Origin of the sequence: Stutzerimonas tarimensis, from assembly GCF_042648805.1 — a bacterium.
Classification (GTDB): domain Bacteria; phylum Pseudomonadota; class Gammaproteobacteria; order Pseudomonadales; family Pseudomonadaceae; genus Azomonas; species Azomonas tarimensis.
Window position 1 is genome coordinate 116,536 of the sequence record NZ_JBHRXZ010000022.1, and the last position, 23,675, is coordinate 140,210.

The 23,675-nt window shown below is 66.8% G+C and carries 23 protein-coding genes; 11 read left to right on the plus strand and 12 right to left on the minus strand.

The genetic code is table 11. The annotated features are described in order from the left end of the window. Nucleotides 1-74 precede the first annotated feature (74 nt). Nucleotides 75-1,052, plus strand: coding sequence for a quinone oxidoreductase family protein (locus ACFOMF_RS09675; protein ID WP_386364238.1), 978 nt, complete (start codon nucleotides 75-77; stop codon nucleotides 1,050-1,052). Between the two features lie 14 nt (nucleotides 1,053-1,066). Here ACFOMF_RS09675 and ACFOMF_RS09680 read toward each other — a convergent pair whose 3' ends face one another. The 3 genes from ACFOMF_RS09680 to ACFOMF_RS09690 form a co-directional block, all read right to left on the minus strand. Continuing rightward, nucleotides 1,067-1,624: an L-threonylcarbamoyladenylate synthase gene (locus tag ACFOMF_RS09680; protein WP_386364240.1), complete on the minus strand. Its 558-nt coding sequence runs from the start codon at nucleotides 1,622-1,624 to the stop codon at nucleotides 1,067-1,069. A 55-nt stretch (nucleotides 1,625-1,679) separates the two neighbouring features. Next, on the minus strand, nucleotides 1,680-2,786 hold the full coding sequence (gene dprA / locus ACFOMF_RS09685; RefSeq protein WP_386364242.1) for a DNA-processing protein DprA: 1,107 nt from the start codon (nucleotides 2,784-2,786) through the stop codon (nucleotides 1,680-1,682). Between the two features lie 63 nt (nucleotides 2,787-2,849). Continuing rightward, on the minus strand, nucleotides 2,850-3,875 hold the full coding sequence (locus ACFOMF_RS09690) for a LysM peptidoglycan-binding domain-containing protein (protein WP_386364244.1): 1,026 nt from the start codon (nucleotides 3,873-3,875) through the stop codon (nucleotides 2,850-2,852). A gap of 181 nt (nucleotides 3,876-4,056) precedes the next feature. Here ACFOMF_RS09690 and def point away from each other — a divergent pair, with 181 nt between their 5' ends. The 4 genes from def to trkA are packed head-to-tail and all read left to right on the plus strand — an operon-like array spanning nucleotide 4,057 to nucleotide 8,293. After that, nucleotides 4,057-4,560, plus strand: a complete 504-nt coding sequence (gene def / locus ACFOMF_RS09695; RefSeq protein WP_386364246.1) for a peptide deformylase — start codon at nucleotides 4,057-4,059, stop codon at nucleotides 4,558-4,560. Between the two features lie 52 nt (nucleotides 4,561-4,612). After that, nucleotides 4,613-5,557 (plus strand): methionyl-tRNA formyltransferase, encoded by a 945-nt coding sequence (fmt, locus tag ACFOMF_RS09700; RefSeq protein ID WP_386364248.1) that lies wholly within the window; start codon nucleotides 4,613-4,615, stop codon nucleotides 5,555-5,557. Nucleotides 5,558-5,559: 2 nt separating this feature from the next. Continuing rightward, nucleotides 5,560-6,876 carry a 16S rRNA (cytosine(967)-C(5))-methyltransferase RsmB gene (gene rsmB, locus ACFOMF_RS09705; protein WP_386365781.1) on the plus strand — a complete coding sequence of 439 codons (1,317 nt, stop codon included), beginning with the start codon at nucleotides 5,560-5,562 and terminating at the stop codon, nucleotides 6,874-6,876. Between the two features lie 43 nt (nucleotides 6,877-6,919). Continuing rightward, nucleotides 6,920-8,293 (plus strand): Trk system potassium transporter TrkA, encoded by a 1,374-nt coding sequence (gene trkA, locus ACFOMF_RS09710; RefSeq protein WP_386364250.1) that lies wholly within the window; start codon nucleotides 6,920-6,922, stop codon nucleotides 8,291-8,293. Nucleotides 8,294-8,311: 18 nt separating this feature from the next. Here trkA and ACFOMF_RS09715 read toward each other — a convergent pair whose 3' ends face one another. Next, a complete protein-coding gene (locus ACFOMF_RS09715) occupies nucleotides 8,312-8,584 on the minus strand; it encodes a PilZ domain-containing protein (RefSeq protein WP_386364252.1) in 273 nt (90 codons plus the stop codon). A 20-nt stretch (nucleotides 8,585-8,604) separates the two neighbouring features. Then, nucleotides 8,605-9,492, minus strand: coding sequence for a lysophospholipid acyltransferase (locus tag ACFOMF_RS09720; protein ID WP_386364253.1), 888 nt, complete (start codon nucleotides 9,490-9,492; stop codon nucleotides 8,605-8,607). 197 nt (nucleotides 9,493-9,689) lie between these two features. Here ACFOMF_RS09720 and glyQ point away from each other — a divergent pair, with 197 nt between their 5' ends. Genes glyQ through ACFOMF_RS09745 form a run of 5 tightly spaced genes read left to right on the plus strand, consistent with a single transcriptional unit; the run spans nucleotide 9,690 to nucleotide 15,395 of the window. Beyond that, a complete protein-coding gene (gene glyQ, locus ACFOMF_RS09725) occupies nucleotides 9,690-10,637 on the plus strand; it encodes a glycine--tRNA ligase subunit alpha (protein WP_386364255.1) in 948 nt (315 codons plus the stop codon). Further along, a complete protein-coding gene (gene glyS, locus ACFOMF_RS09730; RefSeq protein WP_386364258.1) occupies nucleotides 10,634-12,688 on the plus strand; it encodes a glycine--tRNA ligase subunit beta in 2,055 nt (684 codons plus the stop codon). The genes glyQ and glyS overlap by 4 nt, the downstream gene beginning before the upstream one ends. 4 nt (nucleotides 12,689-12,692) lie before the next feature. Next, the gene (gene gmhB / locus ACFOMF_RS09735; RefSeq protein ID WP_386364260.1) at nucleotides 12,693-13,235 is read left to right on the plus strand and encodes a D-glycero-beta-D-manno-heptose 1,7-bisphosphate 7-phosphatase; all 543 of its coding nucleotides are present in this window, start codon (nucleotides 12,693-12,695) and stop codon (nucleotides 13,233-13,235) included. Then, nucleotides 13,232-13,984, plus strand: a complete 753-nt coding sequence (locus ACFOMF_RS09740; RefSeq protein WP_386364262.1) for a lysophospholipid acyltransferase family protein — start codon at nucleotides 13,232-13,234, stop codon at nucleotides 13,982-13,984. Before gmhB ends, ACFOMF_RS09740 begins: the two co-directional genes overlap by 4 nt. A gap of 40 nt (nucleotides 13,985-14,024) precedes the next feature. After that, complete coding sequence (locus tag ACFOMF_RS09745; RefSeq protein WP_386364264.1) at nucleotides 14,025-15,395, plus strand: diguanylate cyclase; 1,371 nt, start codon at nucleotides 14,025-14,027, stop codon at nucleotides 15,393-15,395. Between the two features lie 112 nt (nucleotides 15,396-15,507). Here ACFOMF_RS09745 and ACFOMF_RS09750 read toward each other — a convergent pair whose 3' ends face one another. The 5 genes from ACFOMF_RS09750 to ACFOMF_RS09770 form a co-directional block, all read right to left on the minus strand. Further along, nucleotides 15,508-16,425, minus strand: coding sequence for a 5-oxoprolinase subunit C family protein (locus ACFOMF_RS09750; protein WP_386364266.1), 918 nt, complete (start codon nucleotides 16,423-16,425; stop codon nucleotides 15,508-15,510). Next, on the minus strand, nucleotides 16,422-17,123 hold the full coding sequence (gene pxpB / locus ACFOMF_RS09755; RefSeq protein WP_386364268.1) for a 5-oxoprolinase subunit PxpB: 702 nt from the start codon (nucleotides 17,121-17,123) through the stop codon (nucleotides 16,422-16,424). The genes ACFOMF_RS09750 and pxpB overlap by 4 nt, the downstream gene beginning before the upstream one ends. Beyond that, nucleotides 17,120-17,857 (minus strand): 5-oxoprolinase subunit PxpA, encoded by a 738-nt coding sequence (locus tag ACFOMF_RS09760; RefSeq protein ID WP_386364270.1) that lies wholly within the window; start codon nucleotides 17,855-17,857, stop codon nucleotides 17,120-17,122. Before ACFOMF_RS09760 ends, pxpB begins: the two co-directional genes overlap by 4 nt. A gap of 113 nt (nucleotides 17,858-17,970) precedes the next feature. Further along, a complete protein-coding gene (locus ACFOMF_RS09765) occupies nucleotides 17,971-18,921 on the minus strand; it encodes a homoserine kinase (protein WP_386364272.1) in 951 nt (316 codons plus the stop codon). A 12-nt stretch (nucleotides 18,922-18,933) separates the two neighbouring features. Continuing rightward, a complete protein-coding gene (locus ACFOMF_RS09770; RefSeq protein WP_386364274.1) occupies nucleotides 18,934-19,215 on the minus strand; it encodes a DUF2782 domain-containing protein in 282 nt (93 codons plus the stop codon). A 73-nt stretch (nucleotides 19,216-19,288) separates the two neighbouring features. On the opposite strand from ACFOMF_RS09770, the gene polA reads away from it, so the two are divergent. After that, nucleotides 19,289-22,030 carry a DNA polymerase I gene (polA, locus tag ACFOMF_RS09775; RefSeq protein ID WP_386364276.1) on the plus strand — a complete coding sequence of 914 codons (2,742 nt, stop codon included), beginning with the start codon at nucleotides 19,289-19,291 and terminating at the stop codon, nucleotides 22,028-22,030. 202 nt (nucleotides 22,031-22,232) lie between these two features. Here the strand turns inward: polA and ACFOMF_RS09780 are convergent, their stop codons facing one another. Both ACFOMF_RS09780 and ACFOMF_RS18390 read right to left on the minus strand, forming a co-directional pair. Then, nucleotides 22,233-23,480 (minus strand): mechanosensitive ion channel family protein, encoded by a 1,248-nt coding sequence (locus ACFOMF_RS09780; protein ID WP_386364278.1) that lies wholly within the window; start codon nucleotides 23,478-23,480, stop codon nucleotides 22,233-22,235. Nucleotides 23,481-23,538: 58 nt separating this feature from the next. Beyond that, a complete protein-coding gene (locus ACFOMF_RS18390) occupies nucleotides 23,539-23,625 on the minus strand; it encodes a hypothetical protein (RefSeq protein ID WP_449342989.1) in 87 nt (28 codons plus the stop codon). Nucleotides 23,626-23,675: the final 50 nt, after the last annotated feature.

Consider the following 23,675-nt stretch of genomic DNA (forward strand, 5'->3'; position numbering starts at 1 on the left):
AGCATAGCATCCGGCGGATTGACGGGCGCCCCCGCAGCGGGTTGGATAGGGCTTTCCCCACCCCAGGAGGTCGCATGTCCAAGCGTATTCAATTCAGCCAGCACGGCGGAGCCGAAGTCCTCGAATGGGTGGACAGGCCCGAGCCAGAGCCAGGTATGGGTGAGGTGCGGGTGCGCAACCATGCGATCGGGCTGAACTTCATCGACACCTACTACCGTAGCGGGCTGTACCCACCGCCCGCGTTGCCGTCAGGCCTGGGCAACGAAGGTGCCGGGGTGGTCGAGGCGGTGGGCGCGGGGGTCGAGGACTTCCAGCCGGGTGACCGCGTCGCCTACGGCACCGGCCCGCTCGGTGCCTATGCCGAACAGCATGTGCTGCCTGCCGCGAACCTGGTCCGCCTGCCGCAGGCGATCTCCTTCGAGCAGGCGGCCGCGGTGATGCTCAAGGGCATGACCGCACAGTATCTGCTGCGCCAGATCCACCCGCTGCAGGCCGGAGAAACCGTGCTGTTCCACGCCGCTGCCGGAGGCGTGGGCTCGATTGCCTGCCAGTGGGCCAGGGCCCTGGGCGCGCGGCTCATCGGGGTGGTCGGTTCAGCCGAAAAGGCCGAGCAGGCCCGCGCGCTTGGCGCCTGGCAGACGATCGACCGCAGCCGGGAAGACGTGGTCCAGCGGGTGATGGAGCTGACCGATGGGCAGAAATGTCCGGTGGTCTACGACTCGGTTGGCAAGGATACCTGGGATACCTCGCTCGATTGCGTGGCCAAGCGCGGGCTGCTGGTCAGCTACGGCAACGCCTCGGGCCCGGTGACCGGGGTCAACCTGGGCATCCTGGCGCAGAAGGGCTCGCTGTTCGTTACCCGACCGATACTCGCCGGCTACGCCGACACGCCGGAACGGCTGCGAGCCATGGCCGCCGAGCTGTTCGAGATGATCGAGAACGGGCACATTTCGGTGGAGATCGGCCAGCGCTTCGCCCTGGCTGACGCGGCCCAGGCACAGGAGGCACTGACCAGCCGGCAGACCACCGGGTCGACCATCCTGCTGCCCTGATCCGTCCGCCCGGATCAGCTGGCGCGCACCACGTCGCCGCTGCGCAGGTCGCGGATAAGGCTGGGATTTCGCCGTCCGCCGAGTGCGCCACTGACCACCAGGTCGAGGCTGTCGCCAAAGTACTGCTGCACCCGCAGGCGGCTGCGTGCCGCCGGGCGGCCGGCGGGGTTGGCCGAGGTCGAGACCAGGGGGCCGGTCTGCGCGCACAGCCGGCGCACCAGCGGATGGTCGCTGACCCGCAGCGCCACCGAATCATGCTGACCGCAGATCCAGGTCGGCAGCCGATTCTGGTGCGGCACCAACCAGGTGTAGGGGCCCGGCCAACTGCCAGCGAGGCGGTCGAGCCAGATCTCCGGCAGGTCATGCAGCAGGAAGTCGAACTGCGCCATGTTTTCAGCGACCAGGATCAAGCCCTTCTCCATCGGCCGGGCCTTCAGCGCCAGCAATTGCAGCACCGCCTCGCCGTCCCAGGGGTCGCAGCCCAGCCCCCACACCGCCTCGGTCGGATAGGCGATCACCCCCCCTGCCTGGACTACCCGTGCCGCCTGCCCGATTCGCCACTCGCTGACCATATCCCGCCCCCTCGTTGCTGCCGGCAGTCTACCCAAGCACGGATCGTTGCCAAAGCTAATTGCGTGGCAGCCAGAGCCCTCCCTCGCAGAGGATGCGCCCCTCGATCTCCAGGTCGGTGAGTGCGCTCAGCAGTTCCGGTAGCGGCAGACCGGCAGCAGCGGCCAGGGCCTCGCTGCTCATGGGCGCCGCACGCAGGTGGCGCATCAGCGGATGGCTGGCGTCCGCCCCGTCAGCAGGCAATGGCCGCGATGGCAAGGCGACCGGCGCCACCTGCTGCCAACCGCGCAACGCCTCGAGGATGTCCGGCACGCATTCCACCAGGGTCGCACCCTGGCGGATCAGCTCATGGCAGCCACGCGCGCCCGGATGATGGATGGGACCTGGTATCGCGAACACCTCGCGCCCCTGCTCCAGCGCCAGCCGCGCAGTGATCAGCGAACCGCTCGAAGGGCTTGCCTCGACCACCAGCACGCCCAGCGAAAGCCCGCTGATGATGCGGTTGCGGCGGGGGAAGTTGCTCGCATGGGGCGCGCAGTCCAGCGGCAACTCGGACACCAGGGCCCCGCCCCTGGCAAGGATATTCGCCGCCAGCGGTTTGTGACGCGACGGATAGAGGTGCTCGAGCCCGGTTCCGAGAACCGCCACGGTGTCGCCGCCGACGGCGAGCGCGCCTTGGTGGGCCGCGCCGTCGATGCCCAGCGCCAGCCCGCTGGTGACGACGAAGCCGGCGCCAGCAAGGCTCCGGGCAAAGGCACTGGCGTTGTCGAGCCCTGGCTGCGAGGCACGCCGGCTACCGACCATGGCCAGCTGTGGACGCTCGAGCAGGGCAGGCTCGCCCGCCACGAACAGCAGCGCGGGCGCATCGGGCAGCTCCGCCAGCAACGCCGGATAGCGCGGGTCGTCCCAGCACAGCAGGTGGTGGTTCGCCGCCTCCAGCCAGGCCAGCGCACGGCCAGCCTGGCGGCGCACCGCCTCGGTACGCCGCGCCTCGGCACAGGCAGCCGGCAGGCCAAGCGCGCGCCAGGCACTTGCAGGTGCACTCAGCGCCGAGGAAGCATCGGGAAAGGCTTGCAGAAGCTTGCGCAGGCGGCGCGGACCAAGCTCAGGCAGTGCATGCAGGCGCAGGCGCGCCTCGCACTCGGAAGGAGACAGCAGGGACATGACGGTTCCTTGTCCTGCGGCGCCGCATCCTGGCGGCGCGCGAGAGAGACCAGCGATTGGCGATCAGGGGTTACGGACCTTGTCCATCACGGCCAGCGACCGCTCGGCCTGCAGGATCACGCCATAGCTGAGCTTGTCGTAGGTGCGGAACACCATCAGCAGGCCGGCGCGCTCATCGGGGATCTTGACCTGTTCGCCGGTGAGACGATCACGCACGGTCTCGCCGGTCTTGTAGACCGCCAGCACGTTCCCCTCGGCAAGGCCGTCACGCGCACCCTTGTTCAGCGTGACCACATCGAGCTGGCCGATCTGCGAGACGCCGCGCGGCACGTCGAGAATCAGGCCGTCGATGGACGACGACGGCGGGCTCGGCATGAAGCGCGAGGTAATGGCACGCTCCTCGCCAGGCAGCAGGCGGTCGCCGAGGCGAGCTTCCTGGGTGGTGCGGGTCAGCCTGATGGTGGCGATGTCGCCCTCGACCGCGACCATGTCGCCGCTGCCGATGTCGTCCAGGTTGATGCCGAGCATCTCCCCACTGATTGGATCCAGGTAGGTCTTGCCCTGGCGGAACAGGTTGTAGCTCGGCAGCGAGCTGTCGAAGGCACCACGCGCATAGATGCGGTCGCCCTGACCACTGACCACGCGCTCGGCATTGCCGGCGACGATGTAGGGCGCGCGCTGCAGCTCCTGGGTATCCTCGACGATGCGGTTCTTCAGCAGAAAGCTGTTGATGGCGTCCAGCGGAATGCTCGGGATCGCCTCGGCCATCGGCGTGGTGCGGATGCGCGGCGACAGCTTGATGGTCCCGCGCGAGGCCCCCCGCTCGAGGCTAAGCCGCGGCTGGCCGTCGATGTAGACGAGGCTGAGCACGTCACCGGGATAGATCAGGTGCGGGTTCTCGATCTGTGGATTGGCGTGCCAGAGTTGCGGCCATTCCCAGGGCTTGCTGAGGAAACGCCCGGAGATGTGCCACAAGGTGTCTCCCTGAGTCACGGTGTATTGCTCGGGATGCCCTTCCTTGAGCTCTACCGCGGCCTGAGCCAGCCCCCCGGCAGCGACCAGCAGCAGGACGACTAGTGTTTTCCTCATATGGTGAATCCCTTTATGATGTGGCTGCTCGTTACGAGGCCTATGCAATCCGCTGTGCGTGGTCCGGACTCGCCGGGCGGTCCTGCCGGACCTGCCACGCACCGGCCTGGCAGGGTATTAAGCCGCTCGCCATCTTAGCAGCGGAAAATGACCCGATTCCATAAGTGGATCACAAACATCTATGGCCATATTGAACATTCTGGAGTTTCCCGATCCGCGCCTGCGCACGGTTGCCAAGCCGGTCGAGGAGGTGGACGACGACATCCGGCAACTGGTCGATGACATGTTCGAAACCATGTACGACGCGCAGGGTATCGGCCTGGCCGCGACCCAGGTGAATGTTCACCAGCGGGTGGTGGTGATGGACCTGGAGGACGATGCCGAGCCGCGGGTGTTCATCAACCCTGAGATCGAGCCACTGTGCGAGGAGATGGGCGAATACCAGGAAGGCTGCCTGTCGGTGCCCGGCTTTTACGAAGGCGTCGATCGCCCGCTGAAGGTCCGGGTCAAGGCCCTCGACCGCGACGGCCAGCCCTACGAGCTGATCGCCGAGGGCCTGCTGGCCGTGTGCATCCAGCACGAATGCGATCACCTCAACGGCAAGCTGTTCGTCGACTACCTGTCCAATCTCAAGCGCGATCGCATCCGCAAGAAGCTCGAAAAGCAGCACCGCCAACGCGCCTGACCGTCCCGCAAGGCCTGCATGCAGGCCTTTTCCACGTTTCAAGCAGAGCCCCATGACCCAGCCCTTGCGCATCGTCTTTGCCGGCACGCCGGATTTCGCCGCTGAACACCTGGCGGCGTTGCTGGCCAGCCGTCACCTGATCATCGCCTGCTATACCCAGCCCGACCGTCCTGCCGGGCGCGGCCAGAAGCTGATGCCGAGCCCGGTGAAGCAGCTGGCGAGCCAGCAGGGCATCGCAGTGCTGCAGCCGGCATCGCTGCGCGACCCCGAGGCCCAGGCCGAACTGGCCGCGCTGCAGCCCGACCTGCTGGTGGTGGTCGCCTACGGCCTGATCCTGCCCCAAGCGGTCCTGGACATCCCGCGCCTCGGCTGCATCAACAGCCACGCCTCGCTGCTGCCACGCTGGCGCGGTGCCGCGCCGATCCAGCGCGCCATCGAGGCAGGTGACGCCGAGACCGGCGTGACCCTGATGCAGATGGAAGCCGGACTCGATACCGGCCCGATGCTGCTCAAGGTCCGCACCCCTATCGAGCCTGGAGACACTGGCGGCAGCCTGCACGACCGGCTGGCCCGGCTGGGCGCACAGGCGCTGGTGGAGGGTGTCGAGGCACTGGCCGCGGGCACTCTGAATGCTGTCCGGCAGGACGACAGCCAGGCCACCTACGCCCACAAGCTGAACAAGGACGAGGCCCGGCTGGACTGGAGCCGACCAGCGTCCGAGCTGGCCCGACGGATCAGGGCCTTTCACCCCTGGCCGATCTGCCACAGCACGCTTGACAGTGCCACGCTGAAAATCCACGGCGCCTGTGAAGCCCAGGGCCAGGGCAAGCCGGGCGAAATTCTGGAGGCCAGCCGCGACGGACTGCTGATAGCCTGTGGTGAGGCCGCGCTACGCCTGAGCCGGTTGCAGCTGCCTGGCGGCAGGCCGCTGGACTTTGCCGACCTCTACAACAGCCGCCGCGAGCAATTCGCCGTCGGCACGGTTCTCGGCCAGTGAGCCTGAGCCCGCGTCTCGCTGCCGCCCGCGCCCTGGCCGCGGTACTCGGCGGCAAGGCCTCGCTCGGCGGCAGCCTGCCGGAACCCCTGAGCCAGGTCGCCCCACGTGACCGCGGGCTGACCCAGGAGCTGGCGTTTGGCACCGCTCGCTGGCAGCCGCGTCTGGCCGGCCTTGCCGCGAGCCTGTTGCAGAAGCCGTTCAAGGCAGGCGATCGCGATGTCGAGGCGCTGCTCCTCGTCGGCCTCTACCAGTTGCTCTACACGAGAATCCCGCCGCATGCCGCCATCGGCGAAACCGTCGGCTGCGTCGACAAGCTGAAGAAACCCTGGGCCAAGGGTTTGCTCAATGCCGTGCTGCGCCGCGCGCAACGGGAAGGCGAGGCCCTGCTGGCGGAGCTGGAGCACGACCCGGTGATTCGCGTCGCCCATCCGCGCTGGCTGCAGAAGCGCCTCAAGGCCGACTGGCCGGAACACTGGGAAGCGATCTGCGCGGCAAACAACCTGCACCCACCGCTGACGCTACGGGTCAACCGCCGCCAGACAAGCCGCGACGACTATCTGGCCGAACTCGCCGATGCTTCGATCGAGACCTTTGCCTGCCCCTACAGCGAGGACGGCATCCGCCTGGCCATACCCTGCGAGGTGCCGGGCCTGCCGGGTTTCGCCGAGGGCCGCTTCAGCGTGCAGGACGAAGCCGCCCAACTCAGCGCCGGGCTGCTCGAACTGGCCCCGGGGCAGCGCGTGCTCGATGCCTGCTGCGCGCCCGGCGGCAAGACCTGCCATCTGCTGGAACGGCAACCGGCGCTGGCTGAACTGGTGGCCATCGACGGGGAGCCAGGCCGCCTCGGCCGAGTCCGCGAGAACCTCAGCCGTCTTCAGTTGCAGGCCCGACTGATCGCGGCCGATGCCCGCGAGCTCGCGGCCTGGTGGGACGGCCAGCCGTTCCAGCGCATTCTGCTCGACGCCCCCTGCTCTGCCACCGGGGTGATTCGTCGCCATCCGGACATCAAGCTGACCCGCCAGGAAGCCGACATCGCCGCCCTGGCCGCGCTGCAGGGGCAACTGCTCGATGCGCTCTGGGAAACCCTGGAAGTCGGCGGCATCCTGCTCTACGCGACCTGCTCGGTGCTGCCAGAGGAAAACAGCGATACCATCGCGGCCTTCCTCGCCCGCACACCCGGCGCCCGCGAGCTGGCCATTGCCGGCGCGTTCGGCCTGGCGCAACCCCACGGTCGTCAGCTGCTGCCGCAGGCCGAGGGGCATGACGGCTTCTATTACGCCAAACTGATCAAGGTGGCCGCCGCGCCAGCCAGCCGATGACAGCACAGCCTGGGCGAGTGTCCGCCAGAGGAGCAGCGCGTTCGTGAAAATCATCATCCTGGGTGCGGGACAGGTGGGCGGGACCCTTGCCGAACACCTGGCCAGCGAAGCCAACGACATCACCATCGTCGACACCGACGCCGACCGCCTGCGCGACCTCAATGATCGCTTGGACATCCGTACCGTGGTCGGCCGCGGCTCCTTTCCGACCGTGCTGCGCCAGGCCGGCGCCGACGACGCGGACATGCTGGTGGCGGTGACCAACAGCGACGAAACCAACATGGTCGCCTGCCAGGTCGCCTTTACCCTGTTCCATACCCCGACCAAGATCGCCCGGGTGCGCGAGGCGGCCTACCTGGTGCGCGGCGACCTGTTCGACAACGAGGCGATTCCGGTCGACGTACTGATCAGCCCCGAGCAACTGGTCACCAATTACATCAAGCGGCTGATCGAATACCCCGGCTCGCTGCAGGTGATCGACTTCGCCCAGGGCAAGGCCCAGCTGGTGGCGGTCAAGGCCTATTACGGTGGCCCGCTGGTGGGCCAGGAGTTGCGCCAGCTAAAAAACCACATGCCCAACGTGGACACCCGCGTGGCGGCGATCTTCCGCCGCAACCGGCCGATCCTGCCCAAGGGCGACACCGTCATCGAGGCGGACGACGAAGTGTTCTTCATTGCCGCCAAGGCCCATATCCGCGCTGTCATGAGCGAGATGCGGCGGATCGAGGACAGCTACAAGCGGATCGTCATCGCTGGCGGCGGCAACATCGGCGAGCGCTTGGCCGAGGCCATCGAGAGTCGCTATCAGGTCAAGATCATCGAGATGAACCCGTCTCGCTGCCGGCATCTGTCCGATGTCCTGGACAGTGCCATCGTGCTTCAGGGCAGCGCCTCGGACCGCGACCTGCTGGTGGAGGAAAACGTCAACGAGGCGGACATCTTCCTCGCCCTGACCAATGACGACGAAGCCAACATCATGTCCTCGCTGCTGGCCAAGCGGCTCGGCGCGCGCAAGGTGATGAGCATCATCAACAACCCCGCCTACGTCGACCTCATCCAGGGCGGCGAGATCGACGTGGCCATCAGCCCGCAGTTGGCCACCATCGGCTCGCTACTGACCCACGTGCGTCGTGGCGACATCGTCAGCGCCCATTCCCTGCGGCGAGGCGCGGCGGAAGCCATCGAAGTCATCGCCCACGGCGATGCCCGCTCGAGCAAGGTGGTAGGCCGCACCATCGACCGCATTGGCCTGCCGCCCGGCACCACCATCGGCGCGGTGATCCGCGACGAAGAGGTATTGATCGCCCATGACAATACGGTAATCGAATCGGGCGACCATGTGATCCTGTTCCTTGTGGACAAGAAGCACATCCGCGATGTGGAGCGCCTGTTCCAGGCGGGACTGACGTTCTTCTGATCGGCCCGGAGCCCGGCCCTACGACTCCTCGCGGCGGACAAAGCGCAGGCCGGCGCCTTCGGCGTCGACGCGCATCACTTCCATCTCCAGCAGGGGCGCCGGAATCGGCAGGTCCTGAACCTGGCCGGTGACCAGCGTGCCGCAGCTCAGGTTGGCCAGCAGCGGGTGCTTGACGTACACCCCGCCATCGGAGAGGTCGCGGGTCTGCGCCACCACTTCGCCAAGGCTCTCGTGACAGATCCGGATTCGGCAATTCAGATTGGTGCGCGGGTGCTGCCGCATGTTTTTCATCTGCTTTCCACCTCCTTGCGTCAATACCAGCGCGCTTCTCCGGGGGGCCGTTTCTTGAAGCGCTTCATGGTCCACATGTACTGGCTGGGCCAGGTACGCACGTAGCGCTCCACCACCCGGCTCATCGCAGCGACCCCGGTTGCCGGTTCGAGACTGTACATGGCATCCGGCGCCGCTTCGATAATTACTTTATAGCCCGAGCCGTCCTCCAGGCGCACCGCGTGCAGGAACACCCCGAGCGCCTTGCCACCGGCGAGCATGCCGGGAACGAACTTGCTGCTCAGCGCCTGGGTAGCGAAAAAGGGCACGAAGATGCCGCTGGCCTCGGACGGCTCCGGATCGGCCGGGATTCCCACCACACCGCCCCGGCGCACTTCCTTGATCACGCTGAGAATCCCTTCTCGGGTGGACGGCGCGACCCGGTTGCCGAGCTGCACCCGCTGCACCCGCAGCAACTCGTCCACTGCCTTGAGCTTGGGCGGTCGGTAGAAGATGATCGGATTGCACTGCGAGCAGAAGAAATGGTTGAGCATCTCCCAGTTGCCCAGATGGCTGGTGATGCCGACCACCCCCTTGCCCGAGGCCAGCGCTTCCTGCAGCACCTCGAGCCCTTCCACCTCACGCACCAGTGCCAGCGACTTTTCCGGCGGCCAGATCCAGGCGCAGGCGCTCTCGGCCAGGGTCTTGCCGGTGTCTTTCAGGGTTCGACCAAGCAACGCCTGCTGCTCGGCCGCACTCAGCTCGGGAAAGCACCTGGACAGGTTGATTCGCGCCACTTTCCGCGAGCGGTTGGGCAGTCGCCACATCAGCCAGCCGATCAGCCCGCCGAGTCGCTGCACCATCGGCCAGGGCAGGCTGGCCAGGGCGCGCAACAGGCCGACGACGATGGCGCCTTTGATCTTTTCCACCGGGACACTCCAGCTCAGCTACCAGCGCCTAGTCTAACGCCTGCGCCAGCTCCCTGCCGCTCCTGCACGGGACCGCTCGCGCTTCGCCTGGCGGGAGGCGCGGCAGGCCTTGCGACGGGGCCCTGTGCGCTGGGTCAGCAGCGGAGCGATCGGGTATACTCCGGCGTTTTACGTCGAAGCCCAGCACAGGTGAACTCTTGAGCCAGACAATGCCCGCCGTGCGCACCTTCCAGGACCTGATCCTCGCCCTGCAACACTACTGGGCCGAGCAGGGTTGCGTACTGCTGCAGCCCTACGACATGGAAGTGGGCGCCGGAACCTTCCACACGGCCACCTTCCTGCGCGCCATCGGCCCGGAATCCTGGAACGCCGCCTACGTGCAGCCTTCCCGCCGCCCTGCCGACGGTCGCTACGGCGACAACCCCAACCGTCTGCAGCACTACTACCAGTTCCAAGTGGTTCTCAAGCCCAACCCGGCCAACTTCCAGGAGCTCTACCTCGGTTCCCTGAAGGCCATTGGCATCGACCCGCTGGTGCACGACGTGCGCTTCGTCGAGGACAACTGGGAATCGCCCACGCTCGGTGCCTGGGGCCTGGGCTGGGAGATCTGGCTGAACGGCATGGAAGTGACCCAGTTCACCTACTTCCAGCAGGTCGGCGGCATCGAGTGCTACCCGGTCACCGGCGAGATCACCTATGGCCTGGAACGCCTGGCCATGTACCTGCAGGGCGTCGACTCGGTGTATGACCTGGTCTATTCCGATGGCCCCTTCGGCGTCGTGACCTATGGCGACGTGTTCCACCAGAACGAGGTGGAACAGTCGGCCTATAACTTCGAGCACGCCAATGTCGAGAAGCTGTTCGAGCTGTTCGACTTCTATGAGAGCGAGGCCAACCGCCTCAGCGAGCTGCAGCTGCCGCTGCCGACCTACGAAATGGTCCTCAAGGCCTCGCACACCTTCAACCTGCTCGACGCGCGCCGGGCCATCTCGGTAACCGAGCGCCAGCGCTACATCCTGCGCGTGCGCACCTTGGCCCGCGCCGTCGCCCAGAGCTATTTGCAGGCGCGCGCGCGCCTTGGCTTCCCGATGGCCACCCCCGAACTGCGTGACGAAGTCCTGGCCAAGCTGGAGGCTGCTGAATGAGTGCTCTCGATTTTCTGGTCGAACTGGGTACCGAAGAACTCCCACCCAAGGCGCTCAAAGCCCTCGGCAATGCCTTCCGCGACGGCATTCTGCTGGGTCTTAAAGATGCCAGCCTGATGCACGGCGCGGTGCGCGTCTACGCGGCGCCGCGGCGCCTGGCAGTGCTGGTCGAGGCGCTTTCCACCGAGCAGCCGGATCGCGCCATCAATCTCGACGGTCCGCCGCTGCAGGCCGCCTTCGATGCCGAAGGACTGCCGACCCAGGCCGCCCTCGGCTTCGCCCGCAAGTGCGGCGTGGACCTGGCCGAGATCGACCGCAGCGGGCCGAAGCTGCGCTTTTCCCGTACCATTCCCGGTCAGCCGGCGGCCAGTCTGTTGCCGGATATCGTCGAAGCCTCGCTGAACGATCTGCCGATTCCCAAGCGGATGCGCTGGGGCGCGCGCAAGGAAGAGTTCGTCCGTCCGACCCAGTGGCTGGTGATGCTGTTCGGCAACGGGGTCATCGACTGCGAGCTGCTCGCTCAGCGCGCCGGTCGCGAGTCCCGCGGTCATCGCTTCCACCATCCCGAGCCGGTGCTGATCACCTCGCCGGCGGCCTATGCCGAGGAGTTGCGCAAGGCCTCGGTAATCGCTGATTTCGCCGAGCGCCGCGCGCTGATCGAAGCCCGCGTCAACCAGTTGGCCAAGGAGCAGGAAGGCCGCGCCGTGGTTCCCACCGAGCTGCTGGACGAGGTGACCGCGCTGGTCGAGTGGCCAGTGCCTCTGGTCTGCTCTTTCGAGGAGCGCTTCCTCGAAGTGCCCCAGGAGGCGCTGATCTCCACCATGCAGGACAACCAGAAGTACTTCTGCCTGCTGGACGAAGAGGCCCGTCTGCTGCCGCGCTTCATCACCGTGGCCAATGTCGAGAGCCTTGACCCGGCGCAGATCGTTTCCGGAAACGAGAAGGTGGTGCGCCCGCGCCTCACCGACGCCGAATTCTTCTATCGGCAGGACCAGAAGCAGCCACTGGAAAGCTTCAACGAGCGCCTGGCCCACGTGGTCTTCCAGGCACAGCTTGGCAGCGTCTACGACAAGGCCGTGCGCGTCTCGCGCCTGGCCGCGCAGATTGCCGGGCAGATCGGTGGCGAGCCCGAGCACGCCGCCCGCGCCGGCCTGCTGAGCAAGTGCGACCTGGCCTCCGAGATGGTCGGCGAGTTTCCGGAGATGCAGGGCATCGCTGGCTACTACTACGCCCTGCACAATGGCGAGCCGCGCGACGTGGCCCTGGCCCTCAACGAGCAGTACATGCCACGCGGCGCCGGTGCCGAGCTGCCCGAGACCCTGACAGGCGCTGCCCTGGCGGTGGCGGACAAGCTCGACACCCTGGTCGGCATCTTCGGCATCGGCATGCTGCCCACCGGCAGCAAGGACCCCTATGCCCTGCGTCGTGCCGCCCTTGGCGTGCTGCGCATCCTCATCGAAAAGAACCTGGAGCTGGACCTGGTGCGTGCGGTAGAGATCGCCGTGGCCGGCTACGGCGACAAGGTCAAGGCCGACGGCCTGGCCTCCCAGGTACTGGAGTTCATCTTCGATCGCCTGCGTGCGCGCTACGAGGACGAGGGCGTGGAGGTGACGGTGTACCTGGCGGTACGCGCCGTGCAGCCGCGCTCGGCACTCGACTTCGACCAGCGGGTGCAGGCTGTCCAGGCCTTCCGCGCGCTGCCTGAAGCCGAGGCCCTGGCCGCCGCCAACAAGCGCGTCTCCAACCTGCTGGACAAGTACGACGGCCGGCTGCCCGAGGCCATCGAGCCACGCTACTTCGACAACGCCTGCGAGTTCTCGCTGTATTCGGCGATCCAACAGGCCGACCATGCCGTCGTGCCGCTGGCTGCCGAACGCCGCTACCGTGAGGCACTGGAGCGTCTGGCCAACCTGCGCGACCCGATCGACGCCTTCTTCGAGGCGGTGCTGGTCAATGCCGAGGATGCCGACGTGCGGGCCAACCGCTATGCCCTGCTGGCCAAGCTGAGAGGACTGTTCCTTGGTGTCGCCGATATTTCCGCACTTGGCTAGACCGATGAAACTGATCGTGCTCGACCGCGACGGCGTGATCAACGAGGACTCCGACGCCTTCGTCAAGTCGGTCCAGGAGTGGCTCCCGATCCCCGGTTCGCTGGAGGCCATCGCACGCCTCTGCCGCGCCGGCTGGACGGTGGCCGTGGCCACCAACCAGTCGGGGCTGGCACGCGGCCTGCTCGACGCCCAGACCCTGAGCGACATGCACTTTCACCTGCAGCAGCAGGTCATGGCGCTGGGCGGACGCATCGAACTCATCGTGCACTGCCCGCACGGGCCGGATGACGGCTGTCAGTGCCGCAAACCGCTGCCCGGGCTGTTCCGCAGCGTCGCCGAACACTTCCACATGCCTGATCTCAAGGGCGTGCCGGTGGTGGGCGACAGCCATCGCGACCTGCATGCCGGCATGCTCCTCGGCGGCCTGCCCTACCTGGTCAGGACCGGCAAGGGCCTGCGTACCTTGAAGGGATCGCTGCCGCCGGGGACAAAGGTCTTCGACGACCTGGCGGCGGTCGCCGACCATCTGCTGGGAATCCAGCGATGAACCTGCTGCAGAATCTGCGTACGCTGCTGTTCTACCTGGCCCTGTGCCTCAGCGCAGTGGTCTGGTGCGTCGCCAGCATACTGGTCGGCCCCTTCCTGTCGTTTCGCGGCCGCTACCGTTTCGTTGCCCAGCGCTGGTGCCGCGCGGCAGTGTGGCTGGCGCGGACGATCGTGGGCATCGACTACCGGATCAGCGGTCTCGAGCAGGTGCCGGAACGGCCCTGTGTGATCCTCGCCAACCACCAGAGCACCTGGGAAACCTTCTTTCTCACCGCGCAATTCGAGCCCATGACCCAGGTGCTCAAGCGCGAGCTGCTGCATGTGCCCTGTTTTGGCTGGGCGATCCGCCTGCTCAAGCCCATCGCCATCGACCGCGACAACCCCAAGGAAGCGCTGCGCCAGGTGGCCAGCCAGGGCCTCGAACGGCTGCAGCAGGGGGTCTGGGTGCTGATCTTCCCCGAGGGCACCCGTGCCCCCGTGGGCGAGCCCGGCAAGTTCTCCCGCAGCGGTGCCGCGCTGGCCGCCAGCGCCGGCGTTCCGGTGCTGCCCATTGCGCATAACGCGGGCAGTTTCTGGCCGCGGCTGGGCTGGAAGAAGCATCCCGGCACCATCGACGTGGTGATCGGCCCGCCGATGTGGCTCGAAGGCGAAGGGCCGCGGGCAGTGGCAGCACTGAACCAGCGCGCCGAAGCCTGGGTACAGGCGCAGGTGAGGGAACTGGAGGCCCAGCTTCCGGCGCCGCGGTCATAGGTCACGCAGGAACTGCTCCTGCCAGGAAACGAGTGTGTCGATGCAATCTTTTCCCACCGAACAGCTCATCGCCGAGTGGCAGGGTCTGGTCGAGCGTTACCCGATGGATGTGGCCAGCGCGCTGCGTGACATCGCCCAGGATTTCGCCAGCGACCTGGCCACCCAGTTCTACGATGAGATGCTGGCCGACCCGGCATCGGCCAGCTTTCTTCACCATGACCAGGTCCGCTCGGGTCTGCACCGGTCCATGAGCGGCTGGATCGCCACGCTCTTTGCTGCCCGCACGCTAGCGGACGTGCAGGAGCTGATCGAACTGCAGCACCGGGTGGGGCATGTTCATGCGCGCATCGAAATTCCCGTCAGCCTGGTCCTGCGCGGGGCGCGCTGTCTGAAAGAGCGCCTGGCAATCCAGGTCCAGGAGAGCTTCCCGCCTGCAACCTGGCGCGAGGCGAGCGGACTGGCCAACGGCCTGGTGGATCTGGCCATCGAGATCATGTGCCACGCCTTCTCCCAGTCCCATGATCGCAACTCGCGTGCGGAGGAAGCCTACCGCCTGTTTTCCGTTTCGCAGAATGTCGGCGCCGAAAAGGAGCGCCAGCGCGCCGCTTTGCTCGACTGGGAAAACCAGCTGATGTTTGCCCTGGCATCCGGGGACAGCGCCGATGAGTTGCCCTCGCTGGCCAGCTCGGAATTCGGCCTGTGGTTTCGCCACAAGGCTTCGCATGCTTTCCAGGGCTCGCCAGAGTGCGCCAGCATCCTCAAGTCGATCGAGGACATCGACCTCGGCCTGCCCTTGATGGGCGTCTCCGGGCCGTACCGTACGGCGGAGGACAGCCTGCATCTGCTGCGGCAGGTACGCGAGGCCACCAAGTCCATCAAGTTCCTGCTCGACAGCCTGTTCGAGCAGGCCTGCGACCTGGACGCCGGCCGCGACGTGCTCACGCGGCTGCTCAACCGCAAGTTTCTGCCGGTGGTGCTGGGCAAGGAAGTCCTGCATTGTCGCCAGTCCGGCCACAGTTTTGCGGTGCTGATGATCGACGTGGACCATTTCAAACCAATCAACGATACCCATGGTCACGAAGCGGGCGACATGGTCCTGCAACAGCTCGCCGGGCTGCTCCTGTGCAACACCCGTGGCGGCGACTATGCGTTTCGCCTGGGTGGTGAGGAATTCTTGCTGATCCTGGTCGACATCGATCCGGCAAAAGCCCTGGCCACGGCGGAGAAACTGCGCCAGCTGATTTCCCGCGAGCCCTTCAGGATTCCCCAGGGCGAGTTGCACCTGACCGTAAGCATCGGCCTGGCGGTGCACGACGGCCACCCCGACTACAAGCCCCTGCTGCAACGGGCCGACCGCGCGCTCTACCAGGCCAAGCATGGCGGCCGCAATCGCTGCGAGGTCGCCCTCTAGGGTCTGTTGCCATTTCGTTCGCGGCCGCGCCGGAGCCTGCGGAACGCCGCCCGACCTGGCGCCATTTGACGCTGCAACGCGGCTCGCGACGAAACGGCACCAAACACCTAGGTCAGGCTTGCCACTGCGCCAGTAGCGCGAGCAGCCGACGGCGCGCCTCGCCCTGGGCGACCGGCCGCAGGCGCACCGGGGAACCGGCCGGTACCTGCGCCAGCCGCGCCACCGCGGTGGGTGTCAAGGCGCCTAGCCGTGGGTAGCCTCCGATGGTCTGGCGGTCATTCAGCAGCGCGATGGGCTGGCCGTCCGGCGGTACCTGAACAGCGCCCAGCGGGATGCCCTCCGACACCATCGGGGCGCCCTGATACCTCAGCACTGGCCCACGCAGGCGTGCGCCCATGCGGTCGCTGCGCGCATCGAGGTGCCATTCGGCATTGAACGCCTCGAACAGGCTGAGTCCGGCGAAATCGCCGATCTGCGCGCCGGGCAGAAGGTCGAGCACGGCCGTAGCCTCGATCTCCGGCCGCAGCGCCGGAGGTACCGCGCGGGTTGCCCGCTTCGCCGCGGCGAATGCCAGCCGATCACCCACCGCCAGCGACCGGCCGTCGCCGTGCAGGCCGCCAAGACCTTCTCGGGTGACCGTGGCGCAGGCGCCAAGCACGCCTGGAGCCTCGAAGCCACCGGGCGCGGCCAGGTAACCGCGTACACCCTGCCGTGGCGGACCGAACTCGAGCCGCTGGCCGGCGCGCACGGCAAAGCTCGCCCAGGCCGGCAGCGGCACGCCGTCGAGGCTCGCCGCGAGTTCGGCGCCACAGAGTGCCAGGGTGGTATCCGCTTCAGCGCAGAGGGTCAGCCCACCCAGTGGAATTTCCACCACGGCCGCGGCCAGCGGATTGCCCAGCAGCCAGTTGGCCCAGTATTGCGCCACCCAGTCCAGCGCGCCGCCCTGGGTCACCCCGAGATGGCGCACACCGAAGCGACCGCCGTCCTGCAGCTGGGCCAATCCCAATGTGCGTTCGACACGCAGGCTCATGGACCCTCCAGCGGGTTGTCATCGCCACCCAGGCGGACGAACTCGGCGTGGCCGATGGCCACGAAGCGCACACAGTCGCCCGGGAGAAGCAGGCTGTAGCCCTCCCGGGCCGGATCGAACAAGCGCAGCGGGCAGCGCCCGATCAGGTTCCAGCCACCCGGCGAGGCCAGCGGATAAACGGCAGTCTGCCGCTCGGCAATGCCCACACTGCCGGCGGCGACGCGCGGGCGCGGGCTGGCCAGACGCGGCGCGGCAAGCGCTTCTTCCACCAGGCCGAGAAAGGCGAAGCCAGGCGCGAAGCCAAGGGCGAACACCGCGTAGTCCCGCGCGCCGTGATGCCTGATCAGCTCGTCGATGCCCATGCCGGCGCGTGCGGCGAGACGTTCCAGATCCGGGCCGACCGAGGGGTGGTACCACACCGGCAATTCGTGCCGCCGCCCGCCCTGTGCTGGCGCCGCGTCGAGATCGACAAGCGCTGCCTCGACGCGCTCCCGCGCCTGGCGCTCGTCCAGGACCAGCAGGTCGTATTGCACGAGAAGGGTGGTGTACGAGGGCACCAGCTCCACCAGTGCCTCGCCGAACACTGCCCTGAGCCGCTCGGCAGCAGCCGTCAGCCAAGGCAGGTTGGTCTCCTCGATGCGCTCGAACAGTCGCACCAGCAGGCAATCGAGGGCGACGGTGGCCAGTTGCGGCGTCACCCCAGCGCCTCGCGGATGGCCTTCACCGCGGCGATCGACGCCTCGTTGTCACCATGCACGCAGAGCGTGTCGACCCGCAGCCGCAGCGGGCTGCCATCGCTGGCGGTCAGGGCTTCACCGCGCGCCAGCGCCAGGGCTTGGGCCACCACCCGTGCCGGGTCATGGTGCACCGCCCCCGGCAGATCACGGGCAAGCAGATGACCCTGGGCATCATAGCCGCGGTCGGCAAAGGCCTCGAACAGCAAGGGCACGCCCGCCTCGGCGGCCAGCGCCTCGGCCTCGACGTTGTCGCGGCGGGCCAGCAGCATCAGCGCCAGTCCACCGCCGTAACCGGCCAGCGCACGCAGCACCGCACGCAGCAGCTCGGGTCGTTTCATCATGTCGTTGTATAGCGCGCCATGCGGCTTGACGTAGCTCGCCCGGCCGCCCTCGGCGCGGCACAGGCCGTCCAGCGCGCCAAGCTGGTAGAGCACCATATCCTCCACCTCCTCGGGTGTGCAGGCCATGGAACGGCGGCCAAAGCCGACCAGATCCGGATAGGACGGGTGGGCGCCGATGCGAACGCCGTGGGCCAGCGCGAGGGCGACAGTGCGGCGCATGGTGCCGGGATCGGAGGCATGAAAGCCGCAGGCGATGTTGGCGCAGTCGACATGAGGCATCACCGCTTCGTCGGCACCCATGCGCCAGGCGCCGAGGCTTTCGCCCATGTCGCAGTTGAGCAAGGGTCGGTTCAAGGTCGAGGCTCCAGCCGCTTCAGTGACCCCAATCTTCCCATTCGGGCCGCCCCAGTTGAAGCCTCGAGCAATCCCACCCGGTGGGATTCGGGCCAGCGTGTCGGCCCAGGCGATCAGAGTGCCAGCGGCAGGGCGATGGATATCTGCTGACGCACCTCGAGCTTGCGGCGAAACTCGTCCGGGTCCTTGATCAGCACCTCGCGGCCGGCATGCTCGGCACGGGCGATCAGCCGTGACAGCCAGAAGCGCAGGCAGGCGATGCGCAGCATGGCCGGCCACAGCTCGGACTCCTGAGTGGTGAAGCGGCGCTGCGCCGAGTATCCGGCCAGCAGCGCCTGGGTCCGCGGCAAGTCCAGGCTGCCATCGGCGGCACAGCACCAGTCGTTTACCGCGATGGCCAGGTCATAGAGCATGGGCCCCGAGCAAGCGTTGTAGAAATCGATGACCCCCGACAGGTGCGGACCATCGAACAGCACGTTGTCGCGAAACAGGTCGGCGTGCAGGTTGGCACGCGGCAGCTCGGCGACACGCGGCCTGACCCGCACGGCTTCCTCCAGCGCCGAGCGCAACAGCGCGAGCGGCTCATCGGCCAGGCTCACCGCCTGCAGCGGGCCTTCCCGCAGCATCCAGTCGAGGCCGCGGTCACTGGGGCGTTCTAGAATGTGCGTGCGCGTGGCCTGGTGCAGGCGCGCCAGCAGTCCGCCCACCTCGCTGCAGTGGTGCGCATTGGGCTGGCTGACATGGGCCCCGGGCAGCCGCGGCTGCAACAATGCCGGCTTTTCCGCCAACGCGCGCAGCGCCGCGCCGTCCTCGCTGCGCAAGGCATAGGGCACCGGCAGGCCGGCCTGGTGCAATACGTCGAGCAGCTCGACAAAGAACGGCAGGTCGGCGATCGGCCCGCGCTCGACGAGCGTGAGGACGAACTCGCCCCCCTCCAGGCTGACGAAGAAGTTACTGTTTTCGCTGCCGCCGGCGATGCCCTGGAAATCGCGCAGGCGGCCGAGCCGATAAGGCGCCAGGAAGTCTTCCAGCTCGGATCGCTCCAGCGGGGTGAACACGGACATGGGTCTACTCGCTTACCAACGTAATATTTCCCAGGCCGGGATCAGCATGTCCGGATGCTCGGCACGCACGAAATGCTGGTCGCCGTCGGCACGCACCAGGAAATAGGGCTTGCCGCGCTTGGGGGTGATCTTGATCGCATAAAGGAAACCGTTGATGCGGTACTCCTCGACGGTGCGGTCAGCATCCTGGCGGATGGTGACCTCCGGCTCCTCGGCGCCCGCTTCCTGGGCGATGCCGGCCAGAGGGGCAAGGCTCAGCAGGCTGGCGAGCAACAGGTGTTTGAAGGCGCGCATGGTACTCTGTGTCCTTTGTAGAGTGGTCAGCAAAGTCTAGCTGCTGGCCCATGTGAAAAGGTTGATTCTGCTCATGAGCCAAACGCCTCTCGTCCTGGTGGACGGTTCTTCCTATCTCTACCGCGCCTTCCATGCCCTGCCGCCGCTGACCACCTCCACAGGCAAGCCGACCGGGGCGGTGAAGGGCGTGCTGAACATGCTGTTGAGCCTGCGCCGCCAGTATCCAGAGAGCCCGTTCGCCGTGGTGTTCGACGCCAAGGGACCGACCTTCCGCGATGAACTCTTCGCCGACTACAAGTCCCATCGTCCGCCCATGCCGGACGATCTGCGCGCGCAGGTCGAGCCCCTGCACGCCAGCGTGCGGGCGCTCGGACTGCCGCTGCTGTGTGTCGACGGGGTGGAAGCCGATGACGTGATCGGCACCCTCGCCCGGCGCTGCGCGGCCCTCGAGCGCGACGTGGTGATCTCCACCGGCGACAAGGACATGGCCCAGCTGGTCTGCCCGCACGTTACCCTGGTCAATACCATGACCGGTAGCGTGCTGGACGTGGATGGCGTGAAAACGAAATTCGGTGTCGGTCCGGAGCTGATCATCGACTTTCTTGCGCTCATGGGCGACAAGGTCGACAACATCCCCGGCGTTCCCGGGGTCGGCGAAAAGACCGCCTGCGGGCTGCTCAACGGCATCGAGGGTGGCCTTCGCGGCCTGTTCGACAACCTCGACCAGGTGGCCGGGCTGCCGATTCGCGGCGCCAAGTCGCTGGGCACCAAGCTGGCCGAACATCGCGACGCAGCCTTCCTGTCCTACGAGCTGGCGACCATCAAGCTGGACGTGCCGCTGGATGTCGAGGTCGCCGCGCTGATGCCCGGCGAGCCCCAGCGCGAGGCGCTGATCGGGCTCTACCGCGAACTCGAGTTCAAGAACTGGCTGGACGAACTGCTGCGCGAAGCCAAGGCCGACGGCACGGCTGAGACGTCGCCAGCGGGCGGCTCGATCCAGGCCGAAGCCGAATACCAGACGATCCTCGAGCAGGCTGATTTCGACGCCTGGCTGGCGGCCCTGCAGGCGGTCGACAGTTTCGCCTTCGACACCGAGACCACCAGCATCGACGCCCAGAGGGCGGAGCTGGTCGGGGTATCCTTTGCCATCGAGGCGGGCAAGGCGGCCTACGTTCCGCTGTGCCACAGCTACATGGGCGTGCCGCAGCAGCTCGATCGTGACGCCGTGCTCGCCGCGCTCAAGCCGCTGCTCGAAGACGAGGGCAAGGCGAAGATCTGCCAGCATGGCAAGTACGACATCAACGTCCTGATGCACTACGGCATCGAAATGCGCGGCCTGGCCTTCGACACCATGCTCGAGTCCTATGTGCTCGACGCCACCGCCACCCGCCACGACATGGACAGCCTCGCACTGAAATACCTCGGACGCGGCACCATCCGTTTCGAGGACATCGCGGGCAAGGGCGCCAAGCAGCTCACCTTCGACCAGATCGCCATCGAACAGGCCGGGCCCTACGCGGCCGAAGACGCCGATGTCACCCTGCGCCTGCACCAGGCCCTGCTCGGCAAGCTCGACGCCACCCCCTCGCTGAAGCGGGTGCTGGACGAGATCGAGATGCCCCTGGTGCCGGTGCTGGCGCGCATCGAGCGTACCGGGGCCCTGGTGGACGCCCGACTGCTGGGCCTGCAGAGCCAGGAGCTGGGTGAGAAACTCGTGGCGCTCGAGCGCGAGGCCTTCGACGTCGCCGGTGAAGAGTTCAATCTCGGCTCGCCCAAGCAGCTCTGCGCCATTCTTTATGACAAGCTCGGCTGCCCGGTACTGAGCAAGACCAGCGGCGGCCAGCCCTCCACGGCCGAAAGCGTGCTGGCCGAGTTGGCCGAGCGGGACTACCCGCTGCCCAAGGTGATCATGCAGCATCGTTCGCTGAGCAAGCTCAAGGGTACCTACACCGACAAGCTGCCGCAGCAGATCAACCCGCGCACCGGGCGTATCCACACCAGCTACCACCAGGCCGTCACTGCCACCGGGCGGCTGTCGTCATCAGATCCGAACCTGCAGAACATCCCGATTCGCACCGCCGAGGGCCGGCGCATCCGTCAGGCCTTCGTCGCACCCCAAGGCTACTCGCTGCTGGCGGCGGACTACTCGCAGATCGAGCTGCGCATCATGGCCCACCTGGCGCAGGACCAAGGCCTGCTGCACGCCTTCCAGAACGATCTGGACGTGCACCGCGCCACTGCCGCCGAGGTATTCGGTGTGCCGCTGGAGGAGGTCAGCGGTGATCAGCGACGCAGCGCCAAGGCGATCAACTTCGGCCTGATCTACGGCATGAGCGCCTTTGGCCTGGCCAAGCAGATCAACGTGGGCCGCGGCGAGGCGCAGGCCTACATCGACCGCTACTTCGCCCGTTACCCGGGCGTGCTCGACTACATGGAGCGTACCCGTCGCCAGGCCGCCGAGCAGGGTTACGTGGAAACGCTGTTCGGGCGCCGGCTGTACCTGCCCGAAATCCATTCGAAGAACGGCGCCATGCGCAAGGGCGCCGAACGCACCGCGATCAACGCGCCGATGCAGGGCACCGCTGCCGACATCATCAAGCGCGCCATGATCGCCGTGGATCGCTGGCTGCTCGACAGCGGCCAGGACGCCCGAGTGATCCTGCAGGTGCATGACGAACTGGTACTGGAAGTTCGCGACGACCTCATCGAGCCGATTCGCCAGGCGATCGTCCCGTTGATGAGCGGCGCTGCCACCCTGGACGTGCCGCTGCGGGTGGATACCGGTGTTGGCCGTAACTGGGATGAGGCACATTGAGATCATTTTTACCGACAGGGCTGAACTTTTCCGCACCCCGCCCTGTCTGAGCTCTTGAAGGGCCCGCAAGCCTTTCGATGCTCCTTGTTGTGTTAAGTGTTGGCAGATCTGCGGACCCCCGCCCTAAGGGTCCGGGTTGAACCTCGAACTTCCCCCTCCCCCAACGAAGTTCGAGGTTTTTTTTGCCTGTCGTTCAGGCCGCTCAGCTGTCGAAGCGCGGCGCCGCCTGACGTGCCTGCTGCAAGGCTCGGATGATCGAGCCACGGATCTGCGACGCGGTCAGGACGAAATCCGAGCGACGCGAGTCGGCCCAGAAGCACACCTCGTAGATCACATCCGCCTTGGCCAGCTCATGTACCCGCACCGTGACCGGCGGGTCCGCCATCACTCCCGGCGTCGCCTGGGCCGCCTCGCTGAGCAGGCGTATCACTTCCTGCGGGGCGTCCTGATACTCGAAGTGACAGAGCACCTTGCCGCGGCGCACCGGAGCCGCGGTGTTGTTGGTGACCCGCGACGTGAAGATCTCGGCGTTCGGCACCAGCACCCGGCGGCCGTCGTATGTGCGAATCTGGGTGGCGCGCAGCTCGATACGCTCGACGCTGCCCTCGGTCTCGCCAATGATGATCTGATCGCCGAGCTCGAACGGTCTCAGGGTAAGGATCAAGAGTCCGCTGACGAAGTTGGAAAGGATGTCCTTCAGCGCGAAACCCAGCGCCAGGCTGGTGAGGCCAAGCCCGGTGGCCAGCGAACCGGGCTCGACGCCGAACGCATAGGCCGCCACCACCAGTCCCATCAGCCAGATGGCGTAATAGCTCACCTGCTTGATCAGGTTTTCCACGGTACGGTCGCGGATCATCCGGCCCGACAGCATGTGAACCAGCTGCCGCACCCCGGCCGCCAGTCCCCAGAACACCAGGATCACCACCAGCACCGCAAGACCTCGGGGAATGATGCTGATGCCGGCTTCGACCAGTCGAGCAAAAGCCGTCTCGACGCTGGCGCGAACGCCGGTGACGAAGCGCCCGCGCTCCGAACCCCGGCGTTCCAGCGCGCGCGCCAGCGCATCGTCGATCACCGCGGCCCAGTCCCGCGCCAGGGTTTCCAGCGACAGCGCGTTGGCCTCGGCATCTTCGGCGCTGACGCTCAGCAAGGTTCGCCCGGCCACCGTGACCAACCGACCCTGCCCGCCCTCGGCCGGCTGGATCCGCGCCGGGCGGATCGCCTGGGGCGTTTCCAGCACCGCTTGCAGCTGCTGCTCGATCTGCCGCGCCCGTGGTCGTGCCTCGAGCTCGGCGGTCGGCCCGACGCGGAACAATGCGCGGCCGTCGAGGCGTACCGTACCGAAGTTGTCCTCCACCTGGGCCGTGGCCAGGGCCGGAAACACCAGCCACATCGCCAGCAGCAGCCGCAGCAGGTTGGGCAGGGAAAAAGAGCTGGAATGAAGAACCATGGCGCTCAACCGCATGCGCCCCGCAGGAAGCGGGGCGGCAGATACGGATGTGGGACGATCAGAAAATCAGCATGAAGAAACCGATTACCACGGCGAGGCCGATCAGGAAGATGATGCCGACGGTGCTGCCAAGAAACTTCAACATGGGTGTCTCCTCCGTTGCATGGGCTTAAAGTTACCGACTGAGCCTCTGTG

Coding starts and splice junctions, on each gene's coding strand:
- def (WP_386364246.1), top strand. CDS start 4,057: ATGGCCATATTGAACATTCTGGAGTTTCCCGATCCGCGCCTGCGCACG.
- ACFOMF_RS09715 (WP_386364252.1), bottom strand. CDS start 8,584: ATGAAAAACATGCGGCAGCACCCGCGCACCAATCTGAATTGCCGAATC.
- fmt (WP_386364248.1), top strand. CDS start 4,613: ATGACCCAGCCCTTGCGCATCGTCTTTGCCGGCACGCCGGATTTCGCC.
- gmhB (WP_386364260.1), top strand. CDS start 12,693: ATGAAACTGATCGTGCTCGACCGCGACGGCGTGATCAACGAGGACTCC.
- ACFOMF_RS09750 (WP_386364266.1), bottom strand. CDS start 16,425: ATGAGCCTGCGTGTCGAACGCACATTGGGATTGGCCCAGCTGCAGGAC.
- ACFOMF_RS09690 (WP_386364244.1), bottom strand. CDS start 3,875: ATGAGGAAAACACTAGTCGTCCTGCTGCTGGTCGCTGCCGGGGGGCTG.
- dprA (WP_386364242.1), bottom strand. CDS start 2,786: ATGTCCCTGCTGTCTCCTTCCGAGTGCGAGGCGCGCCTGCGCCTGCAT.
- ACFOMF_RS09780 (WP_386364278.1), bottom strand. CDS start 23,480: ATGGTTCTTCATTCCAGCTCTTTTTCCCTGCCCAACCTGCTGCGGCTG.
- ACFOMF_RS09745 (WP_386364264.1), top strand. CDS start 14,025: ATGCAATCTTTTCCCACCGAACAGCTCATCGCCGAGTGGCAGGGTCTG.
- ACFOMF_RS09675 (WP_386364238.1), top strand. CDS start 75: ATGTCCAAGCGTATTCAATTCAGCCAGCACGGCGGAGCCGAAGTCCTC.
- ACFOMF_RS09765 (WP_386364272.1), bottom strand. CDS start 18,921: ATGTCCGTGTTCACCCCGCTGGAGCGATCCGAGCTGGAAGACTTCCTG.
- ACFOMF_RS09740 (WP_386364262.1), top strand. CDS start 13,232: ATGAACCTGCTGCAGAATCTGCGTACGCTGCTGTTCTACCTGGCCCTG.
- ACFOMF_RS09680 (WP_386364240.1), bottom strand. CDS start 1,624: ATGGTCAGCGAGTGGCGAATCGGGCAGGCGGCACGGGTAGTCCAGGCA.
- glyS (WP_386364258.1), top strand. CDS start 10,634: ATGAGTGCTCTCGATTTTCTGGTCGAACTGGGTACCGAAGAACTCCCA.
- polA (WP_386364276.1), top strand. CDS start 19,289: ATGAGCCAAACGCCTCTCGTCCTGGTGGACGGTTCTTCCTATCTCTAC.
- ACFOMF_RS18390 (WP_449342989.1), bottom strand. CDS start 23,625: ATGTTGAAGTTTCTTGGCAGCACCGTCGGCATCATCTTCCTGATCGGC.
- ACFOMF_RS09770 (WP_386364274.1), bottom strand. CDS start 19,215: ATGCGCGCCTTCAAACACCTGTTGCTCGCCAGCCTGCTGAGCCTTGCC.